Origin of the sequence: Nonomuraea sp. 3-1Str (assembly GCF_031570565.1) — a bacterium.
Lineage (GTDB): Bacteria > Actinomycetota > Actinomycetes > Streptosporangiales > Streptosporangiaceae > Nonomuraea.
Map to the genome: position 1 here is coordinate 41696 of NZ_JALHBK010000032.1, position 22222 is coordinate 63917.

The 22222-nt window shown below is 72.5% G+C and carries 22 protein-coding genes; 9 read left to right on the forward strand and 13 right to left on the reverse strand.

All coding sequences use genetic code 11. The features are described from left to right. Positions 1-27: 27 nt before the first annotated feature. From MTP10_RS35380 to MTP10_RS35390, 3 genes are all read right to left on the reverse strand, one after another. Positions 28-1269: a hypothetical protein gene (locus tag MTP10_RS35380; protein ID WP_310715299.1), complete on the reverse strand. Its 1242-nt coding sequence runs from the start codon at positions 1267-1269 to the stop codon at positions 28-30. Positions 1270-1450: 181 nt separating this feature from the next. Next, a complete protein-coding gene (locus MTP10_RS35385) occupies positions 1451-1771 on the reverse strand; it encodes a tetratricopeptide repeat protein (RefSeq protein ID WP_310715300.1) in 321 nt (106 codons plus the stop codon). 2 nt (positions 1772-1773) lie between these two features. Next, a complete protein-coding gene (locus MTP10_RS35390; protein WP_310715301.1) occupies positions 1774-2763 on the reverse strand; it encodes a pirin family protein in 990 nt (329 codons plus the stop codon). 105 nt (positions 2764-2868) lie between these two features. Here MTP10_RS35390 and MTP10_RS35395 point away from each other — a divergent pair, with 105 nt between their 5' ends. Then, the gene (locus MTP10_RS35395) at positions 2869-3510 is read left to right on the forward strand and encodes a LysE family translocator (RefSeq protein ID WP_310715302.1); all 642 of its coding nucleotides are present in this window, start codon (positions 2869-2871) and stop codon (positions 3508-3510) included. 133 nt (positions 3511-3643) lie between these two features. Here the strand turns inward: MTP10_RS35395 and MTP10_RS35400 are convergent, their stop codons facing one another. Both MTP10_RS35400 and MTP10_RS35405 read right to left on the reverse strand, forming a co-directional pair. Then, entirely contained in the window at positions 3644-4309 is a 666-nt protein-coding gene (locus tag MTP10_RS35400) for an alpha/beta fold hydrolase (RefSeq protein ID WP_310715303.1), read from the reverse strand. A gap of 116 nt (positions 4310-4425) precedes the next feature. After that, the gene (locus tag MTP10_RS35405; protein WP_310715304.1) at positions 4426-5088 is read right to left on the reverse strand and encodes a LysE family translocator; all 663 of its coding nucleotides are present in this window, start codon (positions 5086-5088) and stop codon (positions 4426-4428) included. Positions 5089-5220: 132 nt separating this feature from the next. On the opposite strand from MTP10_RS35405, the gene MTP10_RS35410 reads away from it, so the two are divergent. Next, on the forward strand, positions 5221-5628 hold the full coding sequence (locus MTP10_RS35410; protein ID WP_310715306.1) for an ester cyclase: 408 nt from the start codon (positions 5221-5223) through the stop codon (positions 5626-5628). 58 nt (positions 5629-5686) lie between these two features. Here MTP10_RS35410 and MTP10_RS35415 read toward each other — a convergent pair whose 3' ends face one another. From MTP10_RS35415 to MTP10_RS35425, 3 genes are read right to left on the reverse strand one after another with little or no spacing between them, the layout of a single operon-like run. Beyond that, complete coding sequence (locus tag MTP10_RS35415; protein WP_310715308.1) at positions 5687-7210, reverse strand: hypothetical protein; 1524 nt, start codon at positions 7208-7210, stop codon at positions 5687-5689. Positions 7211-7240: 30 nt separating this feature from the next. Then, the gene (locus MTP10_RS35420) at positions 7241-8074 is read right to left on the reverse strand and encodes a carbohydrate ABC transporter permease (RefSeq protein ID WP_310715309.1); all 834 of its coding nucleotides are present in this window, start codon (positions 8072-8074) and stop codon (positions 7241-7243) included. Further along, positions 8071-8958 (reverse strand): sugar ABC transporter permease, encoded by an 888-nt coding sequence (locus MTP10_RS35425; protein WP_310715312.1) that lies wholly within the window; start codon positions 8956-8958, stop codon positions 8071-8073. Before MTP10_RS35425 ends, MTP10_RS35420 begins: the two co-directional genes overlap by 4 nt. 197 nt (positions 8959-9155) lie before the next feature. Between MTP10_RS35425 and MTP10_RS35430 the strand changes: the two genes are divergently transcribed. Genes MTP10_RS35430 through MTP10_RS35455 form a run of 6 tightly spaced genes read left to right on the forward strand, consistent with a single transcriptional unit; the run spans position 9156 to position 15883 of the window. Next, positions 9156-10448 carry an extracellular solute-binding protein gene (locus MTP10_RS35430; protein ID WP_310715314.1) on the forward strand — a complete coding sequence of 431 codons (1293 nt, stop codon included), beginning with the start codon at positions 9156-9158 and terminating at the stop codon, positions 10446-10448. Continuing rightward, a complete protein-coding gene (locus MTP10_RS35435) occupies positions 10432-11430 on the forward strand; it encodes a Gfo/Idh/MocA family oxidoreductase (protein WP_310715315.1) in 999 nt (332 codons plus the stop codon). Before MTP10_RS35430 ends, MTP10_RS35435 begins: the two co-directional genes overlap by 17 nt. Next, positions 11430-13037 carry a heparinase II/III family protein gene (locus MTP10_RS35440; RefSeq protein ID WP_310715318.1) on the forward strand — a complete coding sequence of 536 codons (1608 nt, stop codon included), beginning with the start codon at positions 11430-11432 and terminating at the stop codon, positions 13035-13037. The genes MTP10_RS35435 and MTP10_RS35440 overlap by 1 nt, the downstream gene beginning before the upstream one ends. Continuing rightward, a complete protein-coding gene (locus MTP10_RS35445; protein ID WP_310715319.1) occupies positions 13021-13758 on the forward strand; it encodes an amidohydrolase family protein in 738 nt (245 codons plus the stop codon). The genes MTP10_RS35440 and MTP10_RS35445 overlap by 17 nt, the downstream gene beginning before the upstream one ends. Further along, positions 13755-14561: an amidohydrolase family protein gene (locus MTP10_RS35450; RefSeq protein WP_310715320.1), complete on the forward strand. Its 807-nt coding sequence runs from the start codon at positions 13755-13757 to the stop codon at positions 14559-14561. The genes MTP10_RS35445 and MTP10_RS35450 overlap by 4 nt, the downstream gene beginning before the upstream one ends. An 8-nt stretch (positions 14562-14569) precedes the next feature. Beyond that, the gene (locus MTP10_RS35455) at positions 14570-15883 is read left to right on the forward strand and encodes a transcriptional regulator (protein ID WP_310715321.1); all 1314 of its coding nucleotides are present in this window, start codon (positions 14570-14572) and stop codon (positions 15881-15883) included. Here the strand turns inward: MTP10_RS35455 and MTP10_RS35460 are convergent. From MTP10_RS35460 to MTP10_RS35480, 5 genes are read right to left on the reverse strand one after another with little or no spacing between them, the layout of a single operon-like run. After that, positions 15880-16620 carry an SIS domain-containing protein gene (locus MTP10_RS35460; RefSeq protein ID WP_310715323.1) on the reverse strand — a complete coding sequence of 247 codons (741 nt, stop codon included), beginning with the start codon at positions 16618-16620 and terminating at the stop codon, positions 15880-15882. The two genes, MTP10_RS35455 and MTP10_RS35460, sit on opposite strands and share 4 nt — an antisense overlap. Further along, entirely contained in the window at positions 16617-17852 is a 1236-nt protein-coding gene (locus tag MTP10_RS35465; RefSeq protein WP_310715324.1) for a hypothetical protein, read from the reverse strand. The genes MTP10_RS35460 and MTP10_RS35465 overlap by 4 nt, the downstream gene beginning before the upstream one ends. Further along, entirely contained in the window at positions 17849-18730 is an 882-nt protein-coding gene (locus MTP10_RS35470; RefSeq protein WP_310715325.1) for a BadF/BadG/BcrA/BcrD ATPase family protein, read from the reverse strand. The genes MTP10_RS35465 and MTP10_RS35470 overlap by 4 nt, the downstream gene beginning before the upstream one ends. 36 nt (positions 18731-18766) lie before the next feature. Then, entirely contained in the window at positions 18767-19861 is a 1095-nt protein-coding gene (locus MTP10_RS35475; protein ID WP_310715326.1) for an AraC family transcriptional regulator, read from the reverse strand. Positions 19862-19870: 9 nt separating this feature from the next. Next, positions 19871-20764, reverse strand: a complete 894-nt coding sequence (locus tag MTP10_RS35480) for a fumarylacetoacetate hydrolase family protein (RefSeq protein ID WP_310715328.1) — start codon at positions 20762-20764, stop codon at positions 19871-19873. Positions 20765-20879: 115 nt separating this feature from the next. Here MTP10_RS35480 and MTP10_RS35485 point away from each other — a divergent pair, with 115 nt between their 5' ends. Beyond that, positions 20880-22184, forward strand: coding sequence for an aminotransferase class III-fold pyridoxal phosphate-dependent enzyme (locus MTP10_RS35485; protein WP_310715330.1), 1305 nt, complete (start codon positions 20880-20882; stop codon positions 22182-22184). The last annotated feature ends 38 nt before the right edge of the window (positions 22185-22222 follow it).

Here is a 22222-nt window from a genome sequence, read left to right on the forward strand (position 1 = left end):
GCATGGGGGCAGGGTTTCGAGGAAGGTTCAGAGCAGGTGGCGTTCGGCGACGGGGTGGCCGAGGAAGCGGTGCATGGCGAACTCCCAGCCGTAGGAGCCCGCGTACGGGAAGACGACGAGGTCGCCGGCGCGCACGCGGTCCACCCGCACGTCGCGCAGCAGCGTGTCCTCGGGGGTGCACAGCTCGCCGGTGACGGTCACCTCGGTCCCGGCGGCGGCCGGACGCGGGCAGTCCTCGGGCCAGCTCTCGACGGGCAGCACCGCCATGTTGTGCACGATGTCCCACGACGTGGGGAGCTGGAAGTGGTTGATGCCGCCGCGGATCAGCACGAACGTCGTCCCGTACGAGGTCTTCACGTCGATCGCCTCGGCGGCGTACCAGCCGCAGTCGGCGACCAGGAAGCGGCCGGGCTCCAGCAGCACCTTCACGCCGGGCGGCGGCTCCACCTGGGCGGCCAGTTCGCCGAAGCGGGCCACGTCGAACGGTTTCTCGCCCTCGAACGCGACGCCGATGCCGCCGCCGACGTCCACGAGCCGCAGGTCGACGCCGCAGGCCAGGGCGGTGCGCGTGCTCCACTCGACGCACCAGCGCAGGTAGGCGGCGTGGGCGTCGGCGTCGAGGTTGCCGGAGGCGGCGTGCACGTGGAAGCCGGCCACGTCCAGGCCGGGCAGCCGCAGCGCCTCGCGCAGCACGTCCGGCACGTCGGGCTCGGCCACCCCGAACTGGGACGCCACGCCGCCCATCCGCAGCGAGCCGGTCACCGGGATGGTCGCGGGGTTCACCCGCAGGGTGACCCGGGCGCGCAGGCCCTCGGCGACGGCGATGCGGCTGATCCGGTGCAGCTCCAGCAGGCTCTCGGCGTTGATCGCCTCCACCTCGGCCCGGATGAGCGCGGCCAGGAACGGTGGTGACTTGGCGGGTCCGGCGGCCACGACGGGAGCGGGCGCGCCCGTCGTGGGACGCGCGCCGAGGGCGAGGTCCAGCTCGGCCCGCGACGCCACCTCGAATCCGTCCACGTGCGGGGCGAGGGCGGCGACGACGCCGGGGAAGGAGTTGGCCTTGACGGCGTAGTGGACGGCCGCCCACTCCGGTAAGGAGGCCCGCAGCTCGCGGGCCCGTTCGGCGGCCACCTCCCCGTCGTAGACGTAGGCCGAGACGGGGGTGCCGGAGCCGGCGAGGTGGAGGAGGAGACGGCGGAGCCGGGCGGGGAGCACATCCGCGGGGTAGGCGGAGCGCGGCGCGGCGGAGGGCGGGAACTGCACGGACATGGAGCTTCTGCCTCCGAAGTATTAGGTAAGCCTAACCTAAACTCCGGATCATGCCCTGGCAAGGCGGCAGAAGCTCCCAATTCCCTGATCTACATCGTAAAGGCGTTCGCCCGCTCCCGGCGGTCCGGCCAGGAAGGTGACCCCGTGACCTGAGGAGGGGCAGTTCCTCAGGCCGGGGGCGTCACTCGCCGGTCATCGCCGCATGGAGACGCAGGTACGGCTCGGCGTCCTGGGGCCTGTTGCGGCGTTGCAGCGTACGTCCGAGCAGCAGGTACGCGTACCCCTCGGCGGGGTCGCGCTCCAGGACCAGCCGGAGCTCGGCCTCCGCCCGGCCGAGCTGGGCGGAGTGGTAGTAGGCGCGGGCCAGCAGCAGCCGGGCCGCCACGTTCTCCGGGGCGGCCGCGACCACCCCGGCCAGGATGCGCGCGGCCCCGATGTAGTCCTGCGAGTCGAAGAACAGGCGGGCCCGCTCGTACTCCTCGGCCGTCGTCTCGATCTGCATGGTCACTCCTGTCCCGGGACGGGCCCGTCGGTGTGCGGAAGGCGCTCGGCGGGGGCGACGCCCAGGCGGCCCGCCTGGTAGTCCTCCATCGCCTGGATGATCTCGGCGCGGTTGTTCATCACGAAGGGGCCGTAGTGCACGACCGGCTCGCGGATCGGCTGCCCGCCCAGCAGCAGCACCTCCAGGTTCGGCTCGGCCTGGGGCTGGGCCGGGCCGGCGGCGACGGTGAGCGCGCCGCCCGGGCCGAAGACGGCCAGTTGCCCCTTGCGCACCGGCGTGCGCTCCTCACCGGCGAAGCCGTTCCCGGCCAGCACGTACGCGAGGGCGTTGAAGCCGGGGTTCCACGGCAGCTCCAGCCGCGCGCCGGGGCTCACGGTCGCGTGCACCATCGTGATCGGGGTGAACGTGATGCCGGGACCGGCGTGCCCGTCCAGCTCACCGGCGATCACCCGCAGCAGCGCGCCGCCGTCGGCCGAGGCCAGCAGCGCCGCCTGCCGGCCGCGGATGTCCTGGTAGCGGGGCAGGTGGAACTTGTGGGCGCGAGGCAGGTTGACCCACAGCTGGACGCCGTGGAACAGGCCGCCCGAGACCACCAGGTGCTCCGGGGGCTTCTCGATGTGCAGCAGCCCCGCCCCCGCGGTCATCCACTGGGTGTCGCCGTCGGTGATCGTGCCACCGCCGCCGTTGGAGTCCTGGTGCTCGAAGATGCCGTCCATGATGTAGGTGACGGTCTCGAAGCCGCGGTGCGGATGCCAGGCGGTGCCCTTGGGCTCGCCGGGCGCGTACTCGACCTCGCCCATCTGGTCCATGTGGATGAACGGGTCCAGCAGCGACTGCGGCACCCCGGCGAACGCGCGCCGAACCGGGAAGCCCTCGCCCTCGAACCCGCTCGGCGCGGTCGTCACCGACCGCACGGGCCGCCGTGCGACGGCGGCCGGGTCGGGTACGGCGATGCGCGGCAGCGTCAGCGTGTCGGCGGTGATGGCGGGCATGATTCCCTCCGGTTCGTTGAAAATTCAACTGATGCCCGGCTCAACACCCCACCCCCCTCGGGCATTCCCGCCTCTCGCCGATCACCCGGACACTAGGCTGGGATCATGACGCGTGAGGCGCTGTTCGCCTATCTGGCCATCGTCGGGATGATCACGATCACGCCTGGGCCCGACACCGCCCTGGTGGTACGGAACGCGATGCGCCAGGGGTGGGGCGCCGGAGTCCGGACCGGCCTGGGCAGCGCGGCGGGCCTGCTGCTCTGGGGGCTGGCGGCCGGCGCCGGCATCTCCGCGGTCCTCGCCGCCTCCGCCATCGCGTTCACCGTGCTCAAGCTGGCCGGAGCCGCCTACCTCGGTTACCTGGGCGCCCGCATGCTCTGGCGGTCGTGGCGCTCGAAGGAGCCGAAGGAGCCGGCCGCGGATGCGCCGCCGGCGCCCGCTTCGTCCCCGGCGCTGTTCCGCCAGGGGCTGACCACCAACCTGCTCAATCCCAAGGCCGCGGCCTTCTTCACCGCGCTGCTGCCGCAGTTCGTCACCGCCCACGACGGCACGGCGATCCCCGTGATCATCGGCTTGACCCTCATCGCCGCCACGGCCAACCTGACCGGACAGTTCGCCTTCGCGATCACTGCGCACCACACCGCCCGGCTGGTCGGCCATCGCCGCTTCGAGAAGATCCTGGACCGCCTGGTCGGGTCCGTTCTCCTGGGCCTGGGCCTCAAGATCGCCACCGGCGACCGTCCCTGACGGGCGTCCGGCTCGGGCGCGCCGGCGGTCCGGTCGGCCGTGCTGCTGTCCCCGGCGCGGACCCGCGACGTGGTGCCGTGGCGGACCGCCCTCGCCGCGCTCGTCCCCGCCACGCTGCTGCGCGCCTCGCAGATCAGGCCGCGTCGAGCAGGATCTTGAGCAGCTCGTCCGGGGCGTCGCGCATGAGGTTGTGGCGGCCGTTCACCGCGTGGGCCGTCCAGGCCGGGTCCTGCCGCAGCCGCTCGTGGAAGACGGTGAACGGCGACTCGCCGTCCCATCCCGCCGCGTACACGTAGTCCCTGCGGCGCACGTGCGCGAGGTCGCCCGTGAGGCGGAGCGGCTGCAGGACCGAGGCGAGCGGGTGCGGCGTGGCCCGCGGGTCGAAGAAGGGCTGCGGGCGCACCCCGAACCCGGTCTCGTCCACGTCGGTGTACCACCGGCGCTCCTCGTCGCGGACGAGGGACCAGCAGGAGTCGCCGTCGGAGGGGACGACCGCGTCGATGTAGACCAGCGAGCCGGCCCGGCCGGGGGCGCGGTCGGCGGCCCCGGTGATGACCATGCCGCCGTAGCTGTGCGCGACGAGCACGGCGTCCTCGACCTGCTCGGCCTCCAGGAGGGCGGTCACGTCCTGGATGTGGGTGTCGAGGTTGACCCCGCCGGCCATCAGGTGGCGGCGCTCGCTGACTCCGCTGAGCGTGACGGCGTGGACACGGTGGCCGAGGGCGCGCAGCCGCTCGGTGAGCGGCTCGAAGCTCCAGCCGCCGTGGCACATGCCGGGGACGAGGACGAAGGTGGCCATGATGGGTGCTCCCTGCCGAGGTTCCGGTGGATCTGTGTCCAGGGTGCCCGGCGGGGAGTCAGAAGTCCAAGAGATGTTCGGGATGGCTACCAGAAGCCACAGTTATGGAAGGCCGGTCAGCGGCCCTCGATGGCGACGCGCAGGCCGAGGGCCACGAGCACGGTCCCGCTCACCGCGTCCAGGCGGCGGCGGACGACCGGGCGGCGGAACCACGCGCCCGCGCGGCCCACGACCGCCGCCAGCGAGAGGTAGAGGACCGTCTCCATGGCCACCTGGAGCAGGGCCAGCAGGGCGGTGGTGGTGAGGAGCGGCCGGTCGGCCGGGACGAACTGGGGATAGAAGGCGATCATGAAGGCGGCGGCCTTCGGGTTGGCCAGCATCACGACGGCGCCCTCCCCGAACGCCTTCCACCAGGCGCCGCGGCCGGACGCCGCCACGGGCTCCTCCTCCACCTCCGCCTCCTCCGTGGCGGCGGTCGTGGCGCGGCCGCGCCAGGCCGACCGCCAGGACTTCACCCCGAGGTACAGCAGGAAGGCGGCGCCCACCACGCGCAGGACGACGAAGGCCACCTCGGAGGCGGCGACGAGGGCGGCCAGGCCGGCGGCGGCGCACAGCGCCCAGACGTAGAGCCCTGCTTCGAGGCCGAGCACCGTGGGGACCGCGCCGGAGAGCCCCCGCACCGCGGCTCGGCGCAGGATGAGGGCCATCGCGGGGCCCGGCGAGGCCGAGATGAGCACGACGGCGACGGCGAAGGCAGGCAGGGAGGCGAGGAGATCCATGCCGGGATGATGCCGGGACGGGCGTTCCCCCCGCAATCAGGTTTTCTGCGACACGGCGGGCACGCGGGCGCACGCCCCGGCCCCGGAGGGTAGGAGGGGACCGGCCATCCAGGACGATCCCGGGAGTCATCCATGAACGACGGCATCAGGAAGCTGTACGAACGCTGGCTGCTGGACATGTGGGCCGGGGACTTCGCGCTGGCCCACGACCTCGTCACTCCCGGCTTCGTCGGCCACTGGCCCGGGCACGACGTCCGGGGAGCGGCCGAGCTGGCCGCCGTCCTCGCCCAGGGGCACGCCCCGTTCACGGGCGTCACGGTCACCCTCGACGTCGGTCCGATCGTGGACGGCGACACGGTGGCCGCCCGCTGGACGTTCGCCGGGTCCTATCGGGGCGGTCTGGACGGGGCCACGGCGCCCGCGGGCACGCGGGTCGCGTTCAGCGGGCACGACATCCTGCGCGTCGAGGGCGGCAGGGTAGCCGAGTACTGGGTGATCTCCGACGTGCGGACCTTCGCCCAGAGCCTCGGCATGGGTTGACCGGCGAACGGCCGGCGGGCTCGCCGTCGATCACGCGGCGAGCCCCTTCCGTGCCCGGCTACCTGCGGCCCTGCCAGTTGAGGTAGGCGACCGAGAGCAGGGTGGAGCCGTACTGCGACTCGACGGCGTGGTCGGCGTAGACCGCCAGCGCGTGCGGGAACAGCGCCTCGTCCCACCGGGCGACCGGCATGAAGCGCGGCGCCTGGAGATATTGGCCGGCGGGGGCCAGGCCGCCGCTGCCGTCCACCCTCAGGAAGGTCGTGGCGACGCCGTTGTCGGTGGTGGCCATGTTCCTGGTGTAGGAGCGGGCGAAGCGGACCATGTCCCTGCCGGTGAAGCCGAGGCCCCATCGGTGCGCGGCGGCGGCGAACTCGATGTCGATCCCGCCGTGGCTGAGGTCCTCGCCCTGCTGCGCGCCCTTGGGCGGCGAGCCGTAGGACGGGGTCCACTCGGAGACGCCGTCGGCCTTGGTGTAGCCGCTGTAGAGCTTGCCGAAGCCGGGCCAGTACGGCCAGGTGTAGGCGTCCTTGTCGTTGACCTTGAGGTCGCGGGCGAACGTCGCGGCCAGACGGCGCGTGCGGTCGCGGAAGTGCGAGTCCCCGGTCGCCGCCGCCAGCTCCGCGTAGGTCTGGCCGAGGGCGACGCTCTGGTTGATGGGCTGCTCGACGCCGTCGTAGGGGACGGGCATGCCCTTGGGCCAGATGTAGTAACCGCCCGCCATCCACTCGGGGTCGTGCGCGGCCGCGGCGGCCTGGCACGCCTCCAGGTACTCGGCGGCCTTGGCGCGGTAGCGGGCGTCGGCGAGCAGGCGCGGGTCGCGGCGGACGATCCGGACGAACGACGCGAGCGGGTAGGTGATCATGCCGGTGTGCACCGCGAAGATCACCGGCGCGGCCGCCAGCTTGAACGCCCCCTGCGCCGGCGTCGCGGCCCCCGCGGGCGAGGGCCGCAGGTCCTTGGCCGTCACCATGGTCGGCGACGGGTAGGCGTCGAGGATCCGCTTCACGGCGTAGTCGGGGCTGCCGGGGTCCATCGTCAGGTCGGTGAAGGTGGACACCTTCGCCTTGACCGGATTGCGCACCTCCAGCGTGAAACGCCCCTCCGAGGAGCCCGCTCGTACGGTGGCCACGGCGTCGTTGACGTTGGCCAGCGCGCTGCGCACCTCCAGGAGCGGCTGCCCGGCGGCGTCGAGCAGGCTCACACCGCCGGCGCTGTAGACGATGCTGCGCCAGGCGGGCAGCGACAGGCCGCGGTAGTCGGTGACGCCCCGCTCGGAGTCGCGGCCCGCCAGCACCAGGTCGGCGTTGTGGATGAGCCGGTCCAGGTAGGCGGTGTCGCGGTAGGCCTCGTACATCCTGACGTAGGCGGCCAGCACGTAGGACGCGCCCCAGCCGAGGCCGCCGGCCTCGTTGGTGTCGGTGGGCTGACCGACGGCGCCGCTCTCGTGGAACAGCTTGTCGAACTGGTCGAACGTCTCGCGCGAGGTGTAGTCGTGGCCGGCCGCGGCGCGGGCCGTGCCGGGCAGTGCGGTCAGCGCCCCGAGGGAGAGCGCGCCGAGGCCGAATTGCCGGCGAGTGAGCATGTGTGACCCTTTCACGAGCGGCAGGCGGCGTCAGCTCTTGACCGCGCCGCGCATGCCTTCCAGGACGTGGCGTTGCATGATCATGAAGAAGACGACCACGGGCAGGATCGAGATGATCGTGCCCGCCGCCAGGCTGCGGACGTCCGTGCCGGTGATCCCGGCCAGGTAGGCGATGCCCAGCGAGATGGGATAGAGGGAGGAGTCCTTCAGCACCACCATCGGCCAGATGAAGCTGTTCCAGACCGAGATGAAGCCGAAGACGCCGAGGATGGCCAGGGTGGGGCGGGCGGCGGGCAGCATGACGTGCCAGAAGATGCGCAGCTCGTGGCAGCCGTCGGTCCTGGCGGCGTCCACGACTTCGCGCGGCACCCCGGCGAAGGTCTGCCGGAGCAGGAAGATCCCGAACGCCGACAGCAGGCCCGGCAGGATCACTCCCAGGTAGCTGTCGGCCATCCCGATCTGGGAGACCACCAGGAATCTCGGCAGCAGCATGACCTCGCCGGGCATGAACATGGTGGCGAGGATCGCGAAGAAGATCAGGCTCCGGCCGCGGAAGACCATCTGCGCCAGCGGGTACGCGCACAGGGCCGACACGAGGATGTAGACCGGCACCATCACGGCCACGAGGAGGATCGAGTTGAGGAGGTAGCGCGGGAACGGGATGGCCGTCCACGCCTCCTTGGCCCAGGTGAGCACGGGCGGCCGGGGGATGATGTCCGGCGGGAAGGAGAAGACGGCCTGGCCCGACGGCTTCAACGCCGCCGACAGCAGGATGAGGAACGGGCCGACGAACACCAGCGCGATCGCCGTGAGCAGCACGTACATGCCGACGCGCCGCGTCCACCAGCCGAGCCTCCGGGTCAACGCTCGTCCTTCTTTCCGCTGGTGAGCCGGTAGTTGAGCAGGGCCATCACGATCAGCAGCACCCACAGGACGAGGCCGACGGCGCTGGCGTAGCCCATGTCGTACTTCTCGAACGCCTCGGACCAGATGTAGTAGCCGAGCATCAGGGTGGCGTCCTGCGGGCCGCCCTTGGTCATCACGAAGACGGTGGTGAACGCCTGCATCGCGTCGAGCATGGCCATCGTGATGGTGACCGCGATGTAGGGGACCATGAGCGGGACGGTGATGCGCCGCATCCGGTGCCAGCCGTTGGCGCCGTCGATCTTGGCGGCCTCGTAGAGGTCCGACGGGATCGTCTGGAGGCCCGCCAGGTAGACCATCATGTAGACGCCCATGTTCTTCCAGCCCTCGACCAGGATCAGCGCGGGCAGCGCCCAGACGGGGTCGAGGAGGTACTGGATCGGCTCGTCCAGGACGCCGAAGCCGGTGAGCAGCCAGTTGACGACGCCCTGCTGGTGGAAGACGTAGTTCCAGGCCACCGCGACCGCGACCATCGAGGTCACGACCGGCAGGTAGTAGAGCATCCTGAACGTCCTGATGCCGGGCAGCTTCTGGTTGACCAGCACGGCCAGCGGCAGCGGGAGCACCACGAGCAGCGGGAAGAGCCCGGCGAGGAACACCAGCGAGTTGCGCAGGGCGGTCCAGAACCGGGCGTCGCCGAGGATCCTGCCGAAGTTGTCCAGCCCGGTCAGGACGGGCGGGCTGACCCCGTCGTAGTCGGTGAAGGAGAGCTGGAGCGCGGTGACGGCCGGCCAGGCGAAGAAGACCCCGAACAGGATCAGGGCCGGCAACGGGAAGAGGTACGGCGTGTACCAGCGCTGCCCCGGGATCCGGCTGGTGGCCACCGGCCTCACATCCTTCGCCGTTTAATAGTGACGTCCAGAGTCTCGATAAGAGTTGGCCGGAATTTGGACCGCAGCCTATATACGCCCCTCTGGACCGTCAAGAGCACACAAATGCCCCTCTTGACGTCCCAGCTCTCGGATGACAAGGTGCCGAAAAGAATGATTAGGGACGGCCATAAGTTGTCAGGAGGGTCCCGGTGTCGAGGAGAAGAACCTTAGGGGCGGGCGCGCTGGCGCTGGCTCTCATGTCGTCCGGTTGCGTCGCCGGAACGTCGGGCGGCACGTCCACCGCGGTGGACGACCAGCCGTTCGAGGGCGAGGTCGAGTTCTGGACGATCAACCTGAAGAAGAACTTCGGCGCCTACGTCGACGGGCTGATCGCCCAGTACCAGAAGGACCACCCCAAGGTCACCGTCAAGTGGGTCGACGTGCCCGGGCAGGACATCGCCACCAAGCTGCTCGGGGCGGTCGCCAGCGGCGACGTCCCCGACGCGGTCAACCTCGCCTCGTCCGACCTCGGCAGGTTCGCCCCGTCGCTGGCCCCGCTCGACGGGCTGTTCAAGCCCGCCGACCTGGCCGACTTCCAGCCGAACCTGATCGAGCCGCTCCGCGTGTCGGGCAAGCTGTACGCCGTGCCCTGGTACAACGGCGGCACGCCCGTGGGCATCTACCGCAGGTCCGTCGTCAGCAAGGCCGGCTTCGACGAGCAGGCCCCGCCGAAGTCCTACGCCGAGGCCCTGGAGCTGGCCGACAAGGTCTACGCCGAGACCAAGGTCTACGGCAGCAACGACGTCCCCGGCCCCAACGCGGCCGCCGTGCTGCGCTACTACGGCGTCGAGCTGCTGAGCGCCGACAAGAAGAAGGCGGCGTTCAACACCCCCGAGGTCGCCGAGCTGCTGGAGTCGTTCAAGAAGAGCTACGACAAGCACGGCCTCGCGCCGGGAACGGTCTCCAAGGACGTCAGGAACTACCCGCAGACCCTGGAGAACGGCCAGCTCGCGATGGGGGCGAGCGCGACGGCGGCGACGCTGGTCAACATCCAGAAGAACGCCCCCGACGTCTACGAGGACCTGGTCGTCACCGAGCCCGTCCAGACGAAGACCGGCGGATACCTGCTGCTCGCCCAGCAGACCGTGGCCATCCCCAAGGCGTCGAAGCACCAGCGGGCGGCGGCCGAGTTCGTCAAGTTCTTCACCAACGGCGCCAACCAGCTCGCCTTCTGCAAGCTGGTGCCGATCTACCCCTCGACGGTCTCCTCCACCAAGGACGCCTTCTTCGCCGGCACCGGCGGCGACGACCCGATGGCCGTGGCCCGGCGGGTGATCGTCGCGGGCCTGCCGAAGCTGGAGTACGTCCCGCTGGGCACCTCCAAGGACGGCGAGCTGGCGGAGTCGCTGGCCGAGGCGGTCAGGGCCTTCCTCCAGGGATCCAAGAGCGCCAAGGAGGCGCTCGACGCAGCAGAGAAGCAATGGGATGACGCACTTGCCTAAGCTCAGAGTCGGGATCGTCGGCGCCGGGATCATGGGGCGCGGCCACGCCGAGGTCCTGTCCGCCCACCCGGACGCCGAGATCACCGCCGTCGCCCGCCGCGCCCTCGACGCCGCACCCCACGCGGCCGTCTACCCCGGCTACCGGGAGCTGCTCGCCTCCGGCACGGTCGACGCCGTGTCGATCACCACCCCCGACCACCTGCACGCGGACGTGATGGTGGCGGCGGCGGAGGCCGGCGTGCACATCCTGGTCGAGAAGCCCTTCACGACCACGGTCGAGGACGCGGACCGCTCCGTGGCCGCGATCCGGCAGGCCGGCGTCACCGCGATGTGCCTGTTCAACCACCGCTGGGTGCCCGCGTACGCGCAGGCCAAGCAGCAGATGGAGCTGATCGGCGAGCCGGTCGTGGGCTACGCCCGCAAGAACGACACCATCCACGTGCCCACCGAGATGATCGGCTGGGCCGACCGGACGACCTGCGCCTGGTTCCTGTCCAGCCACGACATCGACCTGGTCACCTGGCTCTACGACGACCGCGTGGCGGAGGTGTTCGCCACCGCCCGCCACGGCAGGCTGCGCGGCATGGGCATCGACACCCCCGACGCGATGCAGATCCAGGCCCGCTTCAGCCGGGGCGCCGTCGCCACCTTCGAGTCGGCCTGGATCTACCCGAACACCTTCCCGACCATGGTCGACAGCTACGTCACCGTGGCCGGCGAGTCCGGCGTCATCCAGCTCGACCGGCAGAAGGAGAACATCCAGCTCGCCACCGAGAAGTCCTACTCCTACCCGCGCAACATGCTCCAGCGGGTCGTGCACGGCATCCCCGCGGGGGCCTACCGCGACGCCATCCACCACTTCGTGGACTGCGCCCGCACCGGCGCCGAGCCGCTGGTCAGCGTGGAGAGCTCACGGGACGTGACGGCCGTGCTCGCCGCGGCGCACGAATCAGCCCGTACCGGACGGCCGGTGCGGCTGTGATGTCGGTGGAGAAGGCGCCGCACGTGCACCCCACGCGCATGCGGCACATCACCGACGAGGCGCTCCTCGACGCGCTCGGGACGGGCGGCGTCGCCGAGGCCAGGGCCTGGCGGTGGCGGCGGCCGGCCCCGGCGGCCCTGGGCGCGGAAGGGGCGGACGCCCTGCTCGGCGTCGAGGTCGACTTCCTGGACAGGGGCCACGGCCGCTCGCTGCTGTACGGCTTCCACTACCTGCGCTGGATGTCCCCGCTGATCACGGCCTACGCCGAGACCGGGGACCCCCGCTACGCCGCCGAGTGGGACCGGCTGTTCCGCCAGTGGTACGACGACCGCGACCGGGTCAAGGGCGACTGGCCGGGGCTCGACGTGATCTGGTACTCCCTCGGCGTCCGCGCCCGCGCCATGTACGTCACCGAGGCGCTGGCCGTCTTCGCGGGCGAGCCGGCGCTGAGCGACGGGTGCTGGCTGCGGATGATGAAGACGGTCGTCGGCGGCGCCAGGTGGACCGCGGAGGAGCACGACGCGTTCCGCCACGGCAACTGGCAGTTCGTCGCCGCGTGCGAGCTGCTGCACACCGCCAGGGTCTTCGCCGACCTCCCCGAGGCGGGGCGGTGGGCCGAGGTCGCCATGGCCCGCATCCTGGAGCATCTCGACCGGGACGTGCGCCCCGACGGCGGCCACCACGAGCGCTCGCCCAGCTACCACCTCATGTGCCTGGACAACCTGGAACGGGCCGTGGCCGTCGAGCCCTCGCTGGCCGCCCACCCGCGCCGCCGGGCCATGTACCACTGGCTGAGCGTGCTGACGACCTCCGGCGGCTGGGTGCCGCACCTGCAGGACAGCGGCCTGATCTGGCCCGAGGGCGTCGAGCCGGTCGAGGGCTCCCACAACCTGGAGGCCAGCGGCTACGCGACCTTCCGCCACGGCGACTTCCACACCGTCGTCAACTACGGCCCGTACGTCGGCCACGAGCTCGAACCGCACAGCCACCACGCGGCGCTCGACTTCGTGCTGACGGGCTGGGGCGTGCCGCTGGCCTGGGAGGGGGGCGGCCCGCCGTCCTACGACGACCCCGGCTACCACGACTGGTACCAGGCGACCAGGGCGCACAACACGTTGCTCGTGCCGGGCGAGGAGTACACCGAGGACCGCCGCGCCGCCTGCGACCGGTTCTCCGTCTCCGCGCGGGCCGACGTCTTCGCCGGGCACCACCACGGCTACGGCGCGCGGCACGATCGCGAGATCGTCTTCGTCAAGGGCGACGCCCCGTACTGGGTCGTCACCGACCGGATCGACGCCGACGGGTTCGGCGCCGGTGCGGTCTGGCAGATCCACGGCCTGTCACCGTGGACGGAGCGGGACGGCGGGTTCGCGGGCACCCGCGGCCCGGGAATCCTCGTGGTCCCCCTGGAGCCGCCCGACGAGGTGCTGTACGGGACGGGCCCGGCCAGGATCCCCGACCCCGCCACCAGGACCGCCGAGTACGGCGAGATCCACTCGCTCGGCCTGAGGCGCGCCGACGGCAGGTTCACCGTCGGCATCTTCCCCTACCGGGACGAGCCACCCTCCGTCCCCGACGATTGGACGGTTCATGCTGATCGACGCTGACGCGATGCTCGGCCGCCACCCCCGCAGGGACACGGGCACGGGCTCGATCACGGAGGCGCTGGACAGGATGGACCGCTTCGGCATCGCCGAGGCCGTGGTCAGCCACACCCTGTCGTGGCTGCACGACCCGGCGACGGGCAACAGGGAGCTGCTCGGCCTGGTCGCCGGGCAGCCCCGGCTGCGTCCCTGCTGGGTGATGCTGCCCGACACCTGCGGGGAGACCGGCACCCCGGCCGAGTTCGTGAGCGCCGCGCTGGAGGGCGGGGTGTGCGCCGTCCGCGCCTACCCCGCCGACCACGGCTACGACCTCGCGGGCGCCGACTGCGCGACCATGCTCGGCGCGATCGCCGAGGCCGGGCTGCCGCTGCTCGTGGACGCGGCCCAGACCGCGTGGCCCGCCGTGGAGTCCGTCGCCGCCGCGCACCCGGAGCTGCGGATCGTGGTCGGCGCGCTCGGCTACCGCCAGCTCAGGCAGGTGGCGGGGGTGCTGTCGCGCACCGGCAACGTGTACCTGGGGCTGGCCAACCTGTCCTCGCACTGCGGCCTCGAATGGCTCGTCGAGAGGTACGGCGAGCGCCGCCTCGTCTTCGGCACCGGGGCGCCGCTCAGGGACCCCGCCGAGGCGGTCACCCGCCTGCTGTGGGCGGAGCTCGACGACGGGGCCGTGGCGGCGATCGCCGCCGGCACCCTGCTGGGGCTGCTGCCCGTGGGGGCGGCGTGAACGCGATCACCACCGCGCTGTGGCGGCGGCGCCCGCAGAGCGGCGTCCGGATCGTCGACGCGCACGCGCACACCGGCCCCTACAGCCTGTTCTTCATCCCCGAGCCGACCCCCGAGGCGATGGTCAGGGTGATGGACAGGTGCGGAGTGGCCCACGCGGTCCTCTCCAGCCACCTGGCGATCCAGCTCGACGCGGCGGCGGGGAACGCCGCGACCGCCGAGGCGGTGGACCGCGCGCCGGGCCGTTTCACCGGATACCTGACGGTCAACCCCTGGCAGGATCCCGCGGGCGAGCTGGCCAGGTGGGGCGACGACCCGCGCTTCGGCGGCATCAAGCTCCACCCCGACCTGCACGACTACCCGCTCACCGGCAGGCGCTACGCCGGCGTGTGGGAGTTCGCGCAGCGCACCGGCTGCCCGGTGCTCACCCACACCTACGACGGCTCCCCGTACAACGACCTGGACCAGGTGGACGCCGTCGCGGCGGAGCACCCCGACGCGGTGATCATCGCGGGGCACGCGGGCGCCACCCCGCTCGGTTTCGAGCGGGCCATCGAGGTGGCGCAGCGGCGTCCAGGGGTGATCCTGGAGGTGTGCGGGTCCTACAACACCGGTCCCGACATCGCCAGGATGGTGCGGGAGGTCGGGACCGGCCGGGTGGTCTACGGGTCCGACTTCCCCTTCATCGATCTTCGGATATCGCTGGGGAGGGTAATCTTCAGTGGTCTTGCGGAGGGGGACCAGGCCGCGGTGCTCGGTGCGACGATGACCCGCTTGCTGCAGTGGAGATCCGGACTGGGGTGATCAAGATCATGGATCGGCTGCGTTCCGAAACGCGGTCACGGGTGGCGATCGGGGTCGTGGGACCGCACGATCTCGTCGAGCAGATCATGATGATCGGCGCCGAGCTCCCGGCCGCGACCGACTGGCGGCTGGTCGGCGCCCCGCACGCCGAGGAGCAGGAGACCTTCGAGAAGTTCTCGAAGATCGCCGACAGCATCGACGTGGTGCTGTTCACCGGGCCGCTCCAGCACGACCTGGCCAGGAAGGCGGGCGAGCTGCCCATCCCCGCCACGTTCGTGCCGATGAGCGGCGCCAGCCTGTACGCCAGCCTGCTGCGCGGGGTGCTCACCCACGGCATCGACCCTGCCCGGGTGAGCATCGACTCGCTGCCCGCCGCGGACGTGGACGAGGCGTACGCCGAGATCGGGGTGAGCACCGGCGGCGTGCACCTGTCCGAGTACGACCGGCCGGAGTCGGCGCGCGGCTTCAGCGCCTTCCACGAGCAGCTCTACCGCCAGGGGGAGACCACCGCGGCGCTCACCACGATAAGGAGCGTCTCCAACCGGCTGACCGCCGCCGGGGTGCCCGTGCTGCGCCTGCTGCCGACCTCCCACACGTTGCGCCTCGCGCTCAACACCGCCGCCCTGCTCGGCACCGGCAGCAGGCTGGAGGACGCGCAGATCGCCATCGTGGTCGTCGAGCTGGCCGCCTCCGCCAAGCCCGCCTACTCCGGGCCGGGCAACTACTGGCAGCAGGAGCTGAAGCTGTCCCTGCACCGCTCGCTGCTCGCCGACGCGCGGCTGATGGGCGCCACCGTCGTGCCCCGGGACGAGAACGGCTACGTGGTCACCGCCACCGTCGGCGCCCTCGGCCAGGCCACCGACGGGTTCAGGGTGGCGCCGTTCATGGACCGGATCCACTCCGACGCCGGGGTGGCCGTCGAGGTGGGCATCGGGCTCGGCAGCACCGCTCGCGACGCCGACGCCAACGCGCTGGCGGCCGTCGAGAAGGCGCGCCAGGCGGGGGCCGCCGCCGCGTACCTGGTCGGGGCGGACGGCACCGTGCTGTCGCTGCCGGTACGCCGGCGCAGGCCGCAGGAGAGCGGGCCCGTCGTCGCCACCAAGGCGGCCAAACTGCTCGACCGCCTGGTGGAGAGCCTCGACGACGGCGACACGATGGTGGTCGACGCCGAGATCGTGGCCGAGGTGCTGTCGCTGTCCCCGCGCAGCGCCCGCAGGGTCCTGCAGAGCCTCGCGGAGGAGGGGCTGGCCTGGCCGCTGCCCCCGGTCAAGGGCACCCAGGCCGGCCGGCCCCGCCAGCCGTACCGGCTCGTGCGGGGTTAGGCGTCGCCGAGGCGCACGCGGGAGCCGTACCTCTCCAGCAGCCGGTCGTTGTGCGCGTCCCCGCCCGGGGTGTTGGCCGACCGGAAGACGGGCGGCGGCTCCCCGGCGGCGACGAAGCGGCCGGCGACGTCGGCGACCAGGAGCTGCGCGGCCAGCACGCCGGTGAGGGTCGAGACGCCGCAGGCCGTGCCGCCGCCCGGCAGCGGCATCGCGGCGTCGCCGTACGGCGCGCCGTTGTCGATGACCACCTGGGCCAGGTCCGCCAGCCGCTCCTCGACGGCCACCTCGGCGGTGTGCGCGCGGGAGGTGATGGCGATCACCTGGTGCCCGTGCCGTACGGCGAGGCGGGCCATCTCGACGATCGCCGCGTTGCCGCCGGAGTTCGAGATGATCACGAAGATGTCCTCGGGCCGGATGTCGGCCAGCGCCCAGACGCGCGCGGCCAGGCCGGGCTCGCGCTCGATCTTCGGGTCGAGGATGTCCCGCGGTGAGGCGTCGCCGTAGTAGGCGAGGTCGCGGATGCCGAGCTGGTTGGCCGGCACCAGGCCGCCCGCCCGGCCGGTGAGTTCGAGGGCGACGGACCTCGAATGGCCGGTGCCGAACGCCTGGAGCACCCCGCCCGCCCGCAACGCGGCGTGGACGAGCGCGCCGGCTCGTTCGATCGCGTCGCGCTCCGCGGTGAGCAGCCGGTCCACGGCCGATCGGGCGATCAGCGCGTACGCGCCCTGGTCGATCACACTTCCTCCAGCAGGTGTCGTGCGGTGTCGGCGATGAGCTCGGCGCTGCCCGCGGCCACGTGGCTGGCCAGCACCTCGTACTCGGCGCGCCGGTAGGCGCCGGCGGTCGGCAGGTATCCGGGATAGCCGTTGACGTAGCCCAGGACCACGGTGGGCTCGCCTGGACCGTCGGGGACGCGCCCGGCGTCGCGCCCGGCGATGCGCCCGGCGACGGCGAGGAACGGCTCGCCGGGCAGCCCGGCGAGGGCGAGCACGCCCAGGCGGGCGACGTTCACGTCCACGCCCGTGCGGGCGGGTGGCGAGGTCCGGGCGCGCACCCCTTCGAGCCGGCTGCGGGCCAGGCGCGTGGCGACCGGATCGCCCGACGCCACGGCCCGCTCGTACCCGGCGGTCAGCGCGCCCTCGTCGGCCGTCGTGGCGGCGGGTTCGAGCGTCAGGCGCCGCGTGGCCCAGGAGATCCGCCCGCCGGCCGGTCCGGCTCCCCAGAGCGGGGTCCCCGGACCGGCCAGCAGCTCGGCGCACCGGTCCGCGACGAGCGCGCCCAGGCGCTCCAGCTCCGCCGCGTCCTGGCCGCGCCTGGTGTGGCGGGGGCTGATGCCGCCGCCCGCGCCGGTGGCGCCCGTCACCCAGCCTTTCCCGCCGAGCCGCTCCCGCAGACTCCTGCGTACGGCTCCGACGAGGTCGGCGCTGACCAGGCGGCTCGTCGCGGGCAGCACGGTGGGGTGCACGGGAAGCACCACCAGAACCCCGGCGAGCCCGCCGTCGCGCACGGCGACCAGGTCCAGCGGCACCACGGCCGGCGCCCGTGGCCTGCTCCGGTCGGCGCCGACGCCGTGCAGCTCGCCGCGGTGCACCGTGCCCTCGCACGGCCTCTCCCCGTCGATCGCCCGCCGTACGGCCGTGCGGACCGCCTCGGTGATCCGGTCGAGCCACGGCTCGGGCGTCGGCCCGCCGCCCGGCACGCAGCCGGTCTCGGGCCCGGAGTGGGTGTGGCTCGCCGCCAGCCACAGCTCGCATCCGGCCGCCGACCTGGCCCGCCTGGCCAGGTCCTCGTTGACGCAGATGACGTCGGCGGTGGCCAGCGCGAACCGCCGCTCGCCGTCCGACCAGGTCACCGCGCTCACGGTCAGCGGATCGGCCAGGCCCGCTGACGGCCCTGGCCGGTCGAGGTAACCGCCCATCGGCGTGCCGTCCGGCACGGGCAGATCGGTGGTGCCGTGACCCACTCTCATCGTTCCGCCGTTCTGATCATCGTCTGGTAGTGGCCGGGTACGGCTGAGGCGGCCAGCAGGGCGGCGCCCGCGAGGCTGTCCCCCGCGGGGGGCCGGAGCGCCGCCCGGGGAAGCAGCCGGGTCAGCTCCGTCTCGAAGCCGGCGCGCAGCCCCGCGTCGCGCAGCAGGCGGCCGGTCCACGCGACGGGCACCGCCGCGCCCTCCGGGAAGCAGCGGGCCGCCGCCGCCACCGTGCCCGCCAGCTCGCGGGCCGCCTCCTCGGCGATGGCGCGGGCCGTACGGTCTTCCGCGAGCTCCAGGACGTGGACGGCGAAGCGCGCGATGCGCGCCACCGCGTCCGGGGCGAGGTAGAGGCGCTCGGGCAGTCCCGCCAGGTCGCCGAACACGTCCTGCGCGCGCTCGGTTAGCGGGCCGGGCTCCGCGCGACCGTCGAAGCCCCGGTAGGCGGCGTCGAGGCCGCGGCGGCCGATCCAGAAGCCGCTGCCCGCGTCGCCGTAGAGGTAGCCCCAGCCGTCCACCTGCCGGATGCCGTCCCCCACGCCCAGGGCGATGGCTCCGGTGCCCGCGGCCAGCACCACGCCCTTGCCGCCCGCGAACGCGCCCGCGTGCGAGGTGACCACATCGGTGGTGATCAGCACGCGGCGGGCGATGCGGAGCAGGTGGCCGGCCAGCTCGCCGGCGTCGTCGAGGATCGTGGTCAGCCCGAGGCAGACGGTGCCGAGCTCGCCCCATCCCGTCCCGATGCGCTCCAGCACGGCCTTGACCGGGGAGCCCTCCGCGTACGACAGGCCGGGCAGCTCGCGGATCTCCTTGATCCTGCCCCGCTCGGCCAGGCCGAGCCGCAGGCCCGTCTGTCCGCCGTCTATCGCCAAGTCCATCAGCACCATCCTGGTCACGATCGGGCCTGGTCACGGTCAGGCGTGGTCACGGTCGGGCCTGTCACGGTCGGGCCGGAACCCGGCCCTGCGGTATTCCGTGGGGGAGCAGCCGACGTGCCGCCGGAACGCGCCACGCAGCGCTTTCGCGGTCGGGTAGCCGGTGCGCGTGGCGATCACGTCCACCGGCAGGCCGGAGGTGGACAGCAGCCGGCGCGCGTGCCGCAGGCGCAGCCCCGTCAGGTGGCGCAGGAACGTCGTCCTGCGCTTCTCCGCGAACAGGTGCGAGATGTAGAACGGGCTCGCGCTGACCGCCTCCGCCACCGTCGCCAGGCGCAGCTCCGGATCGGTGTAGTGCTCGTCCATGTACGCCTCCGCCAGCGCGAGCACGTCCCTGCGCGGCGGCTCGGGCACCAGCCGCCCGAGCGTGTCACGCAGCCACATGTGCAGGTAGGAGCGCTCGTGGATGTCGCCGACCGTGACGATGTCCTCGATGGGCAGCCGGGCGCACGTCATGACCCAGTCGGTCGAGCCGTCGGCCAGCGTGGCGCGGTTGGCCACGTCCACGACGAACAGCAACTGGCCGATCAGCCAGTTGCGCAGCGTCTCGGGGTCGGCGTCGCGGGCGCACCTGTCGACCCAGCTCGCCAGCAGCCCCGCCGCGCCGTTGCGGTCGCCCGCGCGCACACGCCTGGTCAGCTCCCGCTCTATCCGCACGGGAGGTGCGGCGGCCACCGGGCCGGCGGACGGCGGCTCGATCACCCGGTCGCCGCCGAGCACGAGCTTGTAGCCGTTGACCCGCCGGGCGTCCCGCTCGGCCGCGACCGAGCCCACGCTGGGGAAGCCCAGGCTGACGGTGGCGGTCCACTCGGTCTCCCGGACGATCGCGGCGCGGACGTCCTCCGCCAGCGCGGCCGCGTCGGACATCAGCGTGGCGGGATCGGCCCCGGTCAGCATGACGAGCCACTCCTCGGGCGGCCGGGGGTGGCAGGTCGCCCCCGGACGGCCCCGGGCGGCGGCGCGCACCGCCTGGTCGGCGTGCCGGAGCTGGCGCTGTGCCCATGGCCGCCCTCGGACCTGCTCCGAGACCATGAAGTCGTCGATGTCCACCAGGGCGGCCATAGCGTATGTCATGCCCCCATTTTAGGCTGACCGGAATTTGACCGTATTTATCAGTGTGCCGATTCCCTCCACGGTGGCGCGCATGGTGTCGCCGTCCTTGAGCGGGGCGATGCCGGCGATGGTGCCGGTCGCGATGAGGTCGCCCGGCATCAGGGTCATCCCGTCGGACAGGTCGGCGATGAGCCGGGGCAGGCCGAAGACCATCTGCCTGGTGTTGGCCCGCTGCCTGACCTGGCCGTCCACCTCCAGGGTGAGCTCCAGCGCCTGCGGGTCGGGCACCTCGTCCACCGTCGCCAGGTACGGGCCCACGGGCGCGAAGGTGTCGAAGCCCTTGGACTGGTCCCAGGGCACGTTGCGGGCGATGTTGGCCAGTTGCAGGTCGCGCGCCGTCATGTCGTTGATCACCGTGTACCCGGCGACGGCCTCGCGCCACCGCTCGGCCGGCAGGTCCCTGGTCACCTTGCCGATGACCACGGCCAGCTCCACCTCGTGCTCCAGATGGCGGGTGCGGGCCGGGGGGAGCACCGGGTGGTTGTGGCCCACGAGCGCGGACGGCGGCTTGAAGAACAGCACCGGCTCCGGCGGAACCTCCAGCCCGCTCTCGTCCGCGTGCTCCTGGTAGTTCAGCGCCAGGCAGCAGATCTTCGTGCAGGTGGCCACGGGCGGCTCGAAGAGCACCGCGCTCTCGTCCAGGAGGGGGCCGCCGCGGCCGGCCGCCAGCTCGCTCAGGCGGTCGAGCCCGAACAGGTCCAGGGCGGCCACCGGGTCCGCTCCGAGCTCCCGGCTGGGCGCCGGGCCGGGCGCCGGGTCGAGCTCTGGCGCGAGGCCGGCCAGGCTCACCAGCTCGCCGGGCGCGCGCCGGGCCACCAGCTCGACCGGGCTGGAGGGGGTACGCCGAATGCGTCCAAGAAACATGTCCGTAAGCCCATCAAGGGCCCACGACCTCCACAAGCATCGAAATTTGCGCTTACGACCCGCTTCTTGCTGTCTTTCTTGTCGCCGGGCGATCTGGCACCGTTTGATGGTCGGCATGACCCGGATTCTGGACGTCAGCCGCGACCTCTACACCACCGCCCAGCACTACATCGCCGGCGGCGTCTCCAGCGACGCCCGCCGGACCGCGGGCGTGCCGCTCTACGTGGACAGGGCGTCGGGAGCCAGGCTCTGGGACGTCGACGGCAACGTCTACCTCGACTACGTGCTCGGCCAGGGCCCGGCGCTGCTCGGCCACTGCCCGCCCGCGGTGGTCGACGCCGTCACCGCGCAGGTGGCCCGCGGCATCGTGTACTCCGCCCAGCACGCGGCCGAGGCCCGCGTCGCCGAGCGGCTGTGCGCGATGGTGCCCTCGGCCGAGCGCGTCCGCTTCAACACCGTCGGCTCCGAGGCCGTACACGCCGCCTGGCGGCTGGCGCGGGGTTTCACGGGACGCCCCAAGATCCTCAAGTTCGAGGGCCACTACCACGGCTGGCTCGACCCGGTCCTCTACAGCGTGCACCCGCCCCTGGACGACGCCGGGCCGCACGACCGGCCCCGCGCCGTGCCCGGGACCGCGGGCCAGCCGCCCGCCGCCGACCTGGTGATCTGTCCCTGGAACGACCTGGAGTCGCTGACCCGGCTCATGGACCTGCACGCGGGGCAGATCGCCGCCGTCGTCACCGAGCCGGTGCTCTGCAACACCGGCGCCATCGAGCCGGACCCCGGCTACCTCCAGGCGGTGCGCGAGCTGTGCGACCGTCACGGCAGCCTGCTGATCTTCGACGAGATCATCACCGGCTTCCGGCTCGCCCCCGGGGGCGCCCAGGAGTACCTCGGCGTCAGCCCCGACCTGTCGGTCTTCGGCAAGGCGATGGCGGGCGGCATGCAGGTGTCCGCGCTGGCCGGGCGGGCGTTCGTGATGGACGCCATCTCCTCGGGCAAGGTCGCGCACGCGGGGACGTTCAACTCGCAGCCCGTCGGCATCGCCGCCGCCGAGGCCACCCTGCGCATCCTGGACGAGCAGCGCGAGGAGGTCTACGGCACCCTTCACGCCCGGGGCCGGCAGCTCATGACGGGCCTGCGCGAGGCCGCCGCCAAGGTGGGAGTCCCGATGCTGGTGGACGGGCCGGGCCCGGTCTTCCAGACGTACTTCACGGACCGGCCCGCGGTGCGCGACTATCGTGACTTCGCCAGGACCGACCGCGCCATGATGGGCCGCCTGCACGCCGCGCTGCTCGACCGCGGGGTCAACATGGTGCCGCGGGGGCTGTGGTTCCTGTCCACCGCGCACACCGAGGCCGACGTCGCCGCCACCGTCGACGTCTTCGAGGACGCGCTCCGGTCGATCGCGCTCGGCTGAGTGCGTGCCCCTCCGGCTGAGGGTGCCGGACGGGCGGC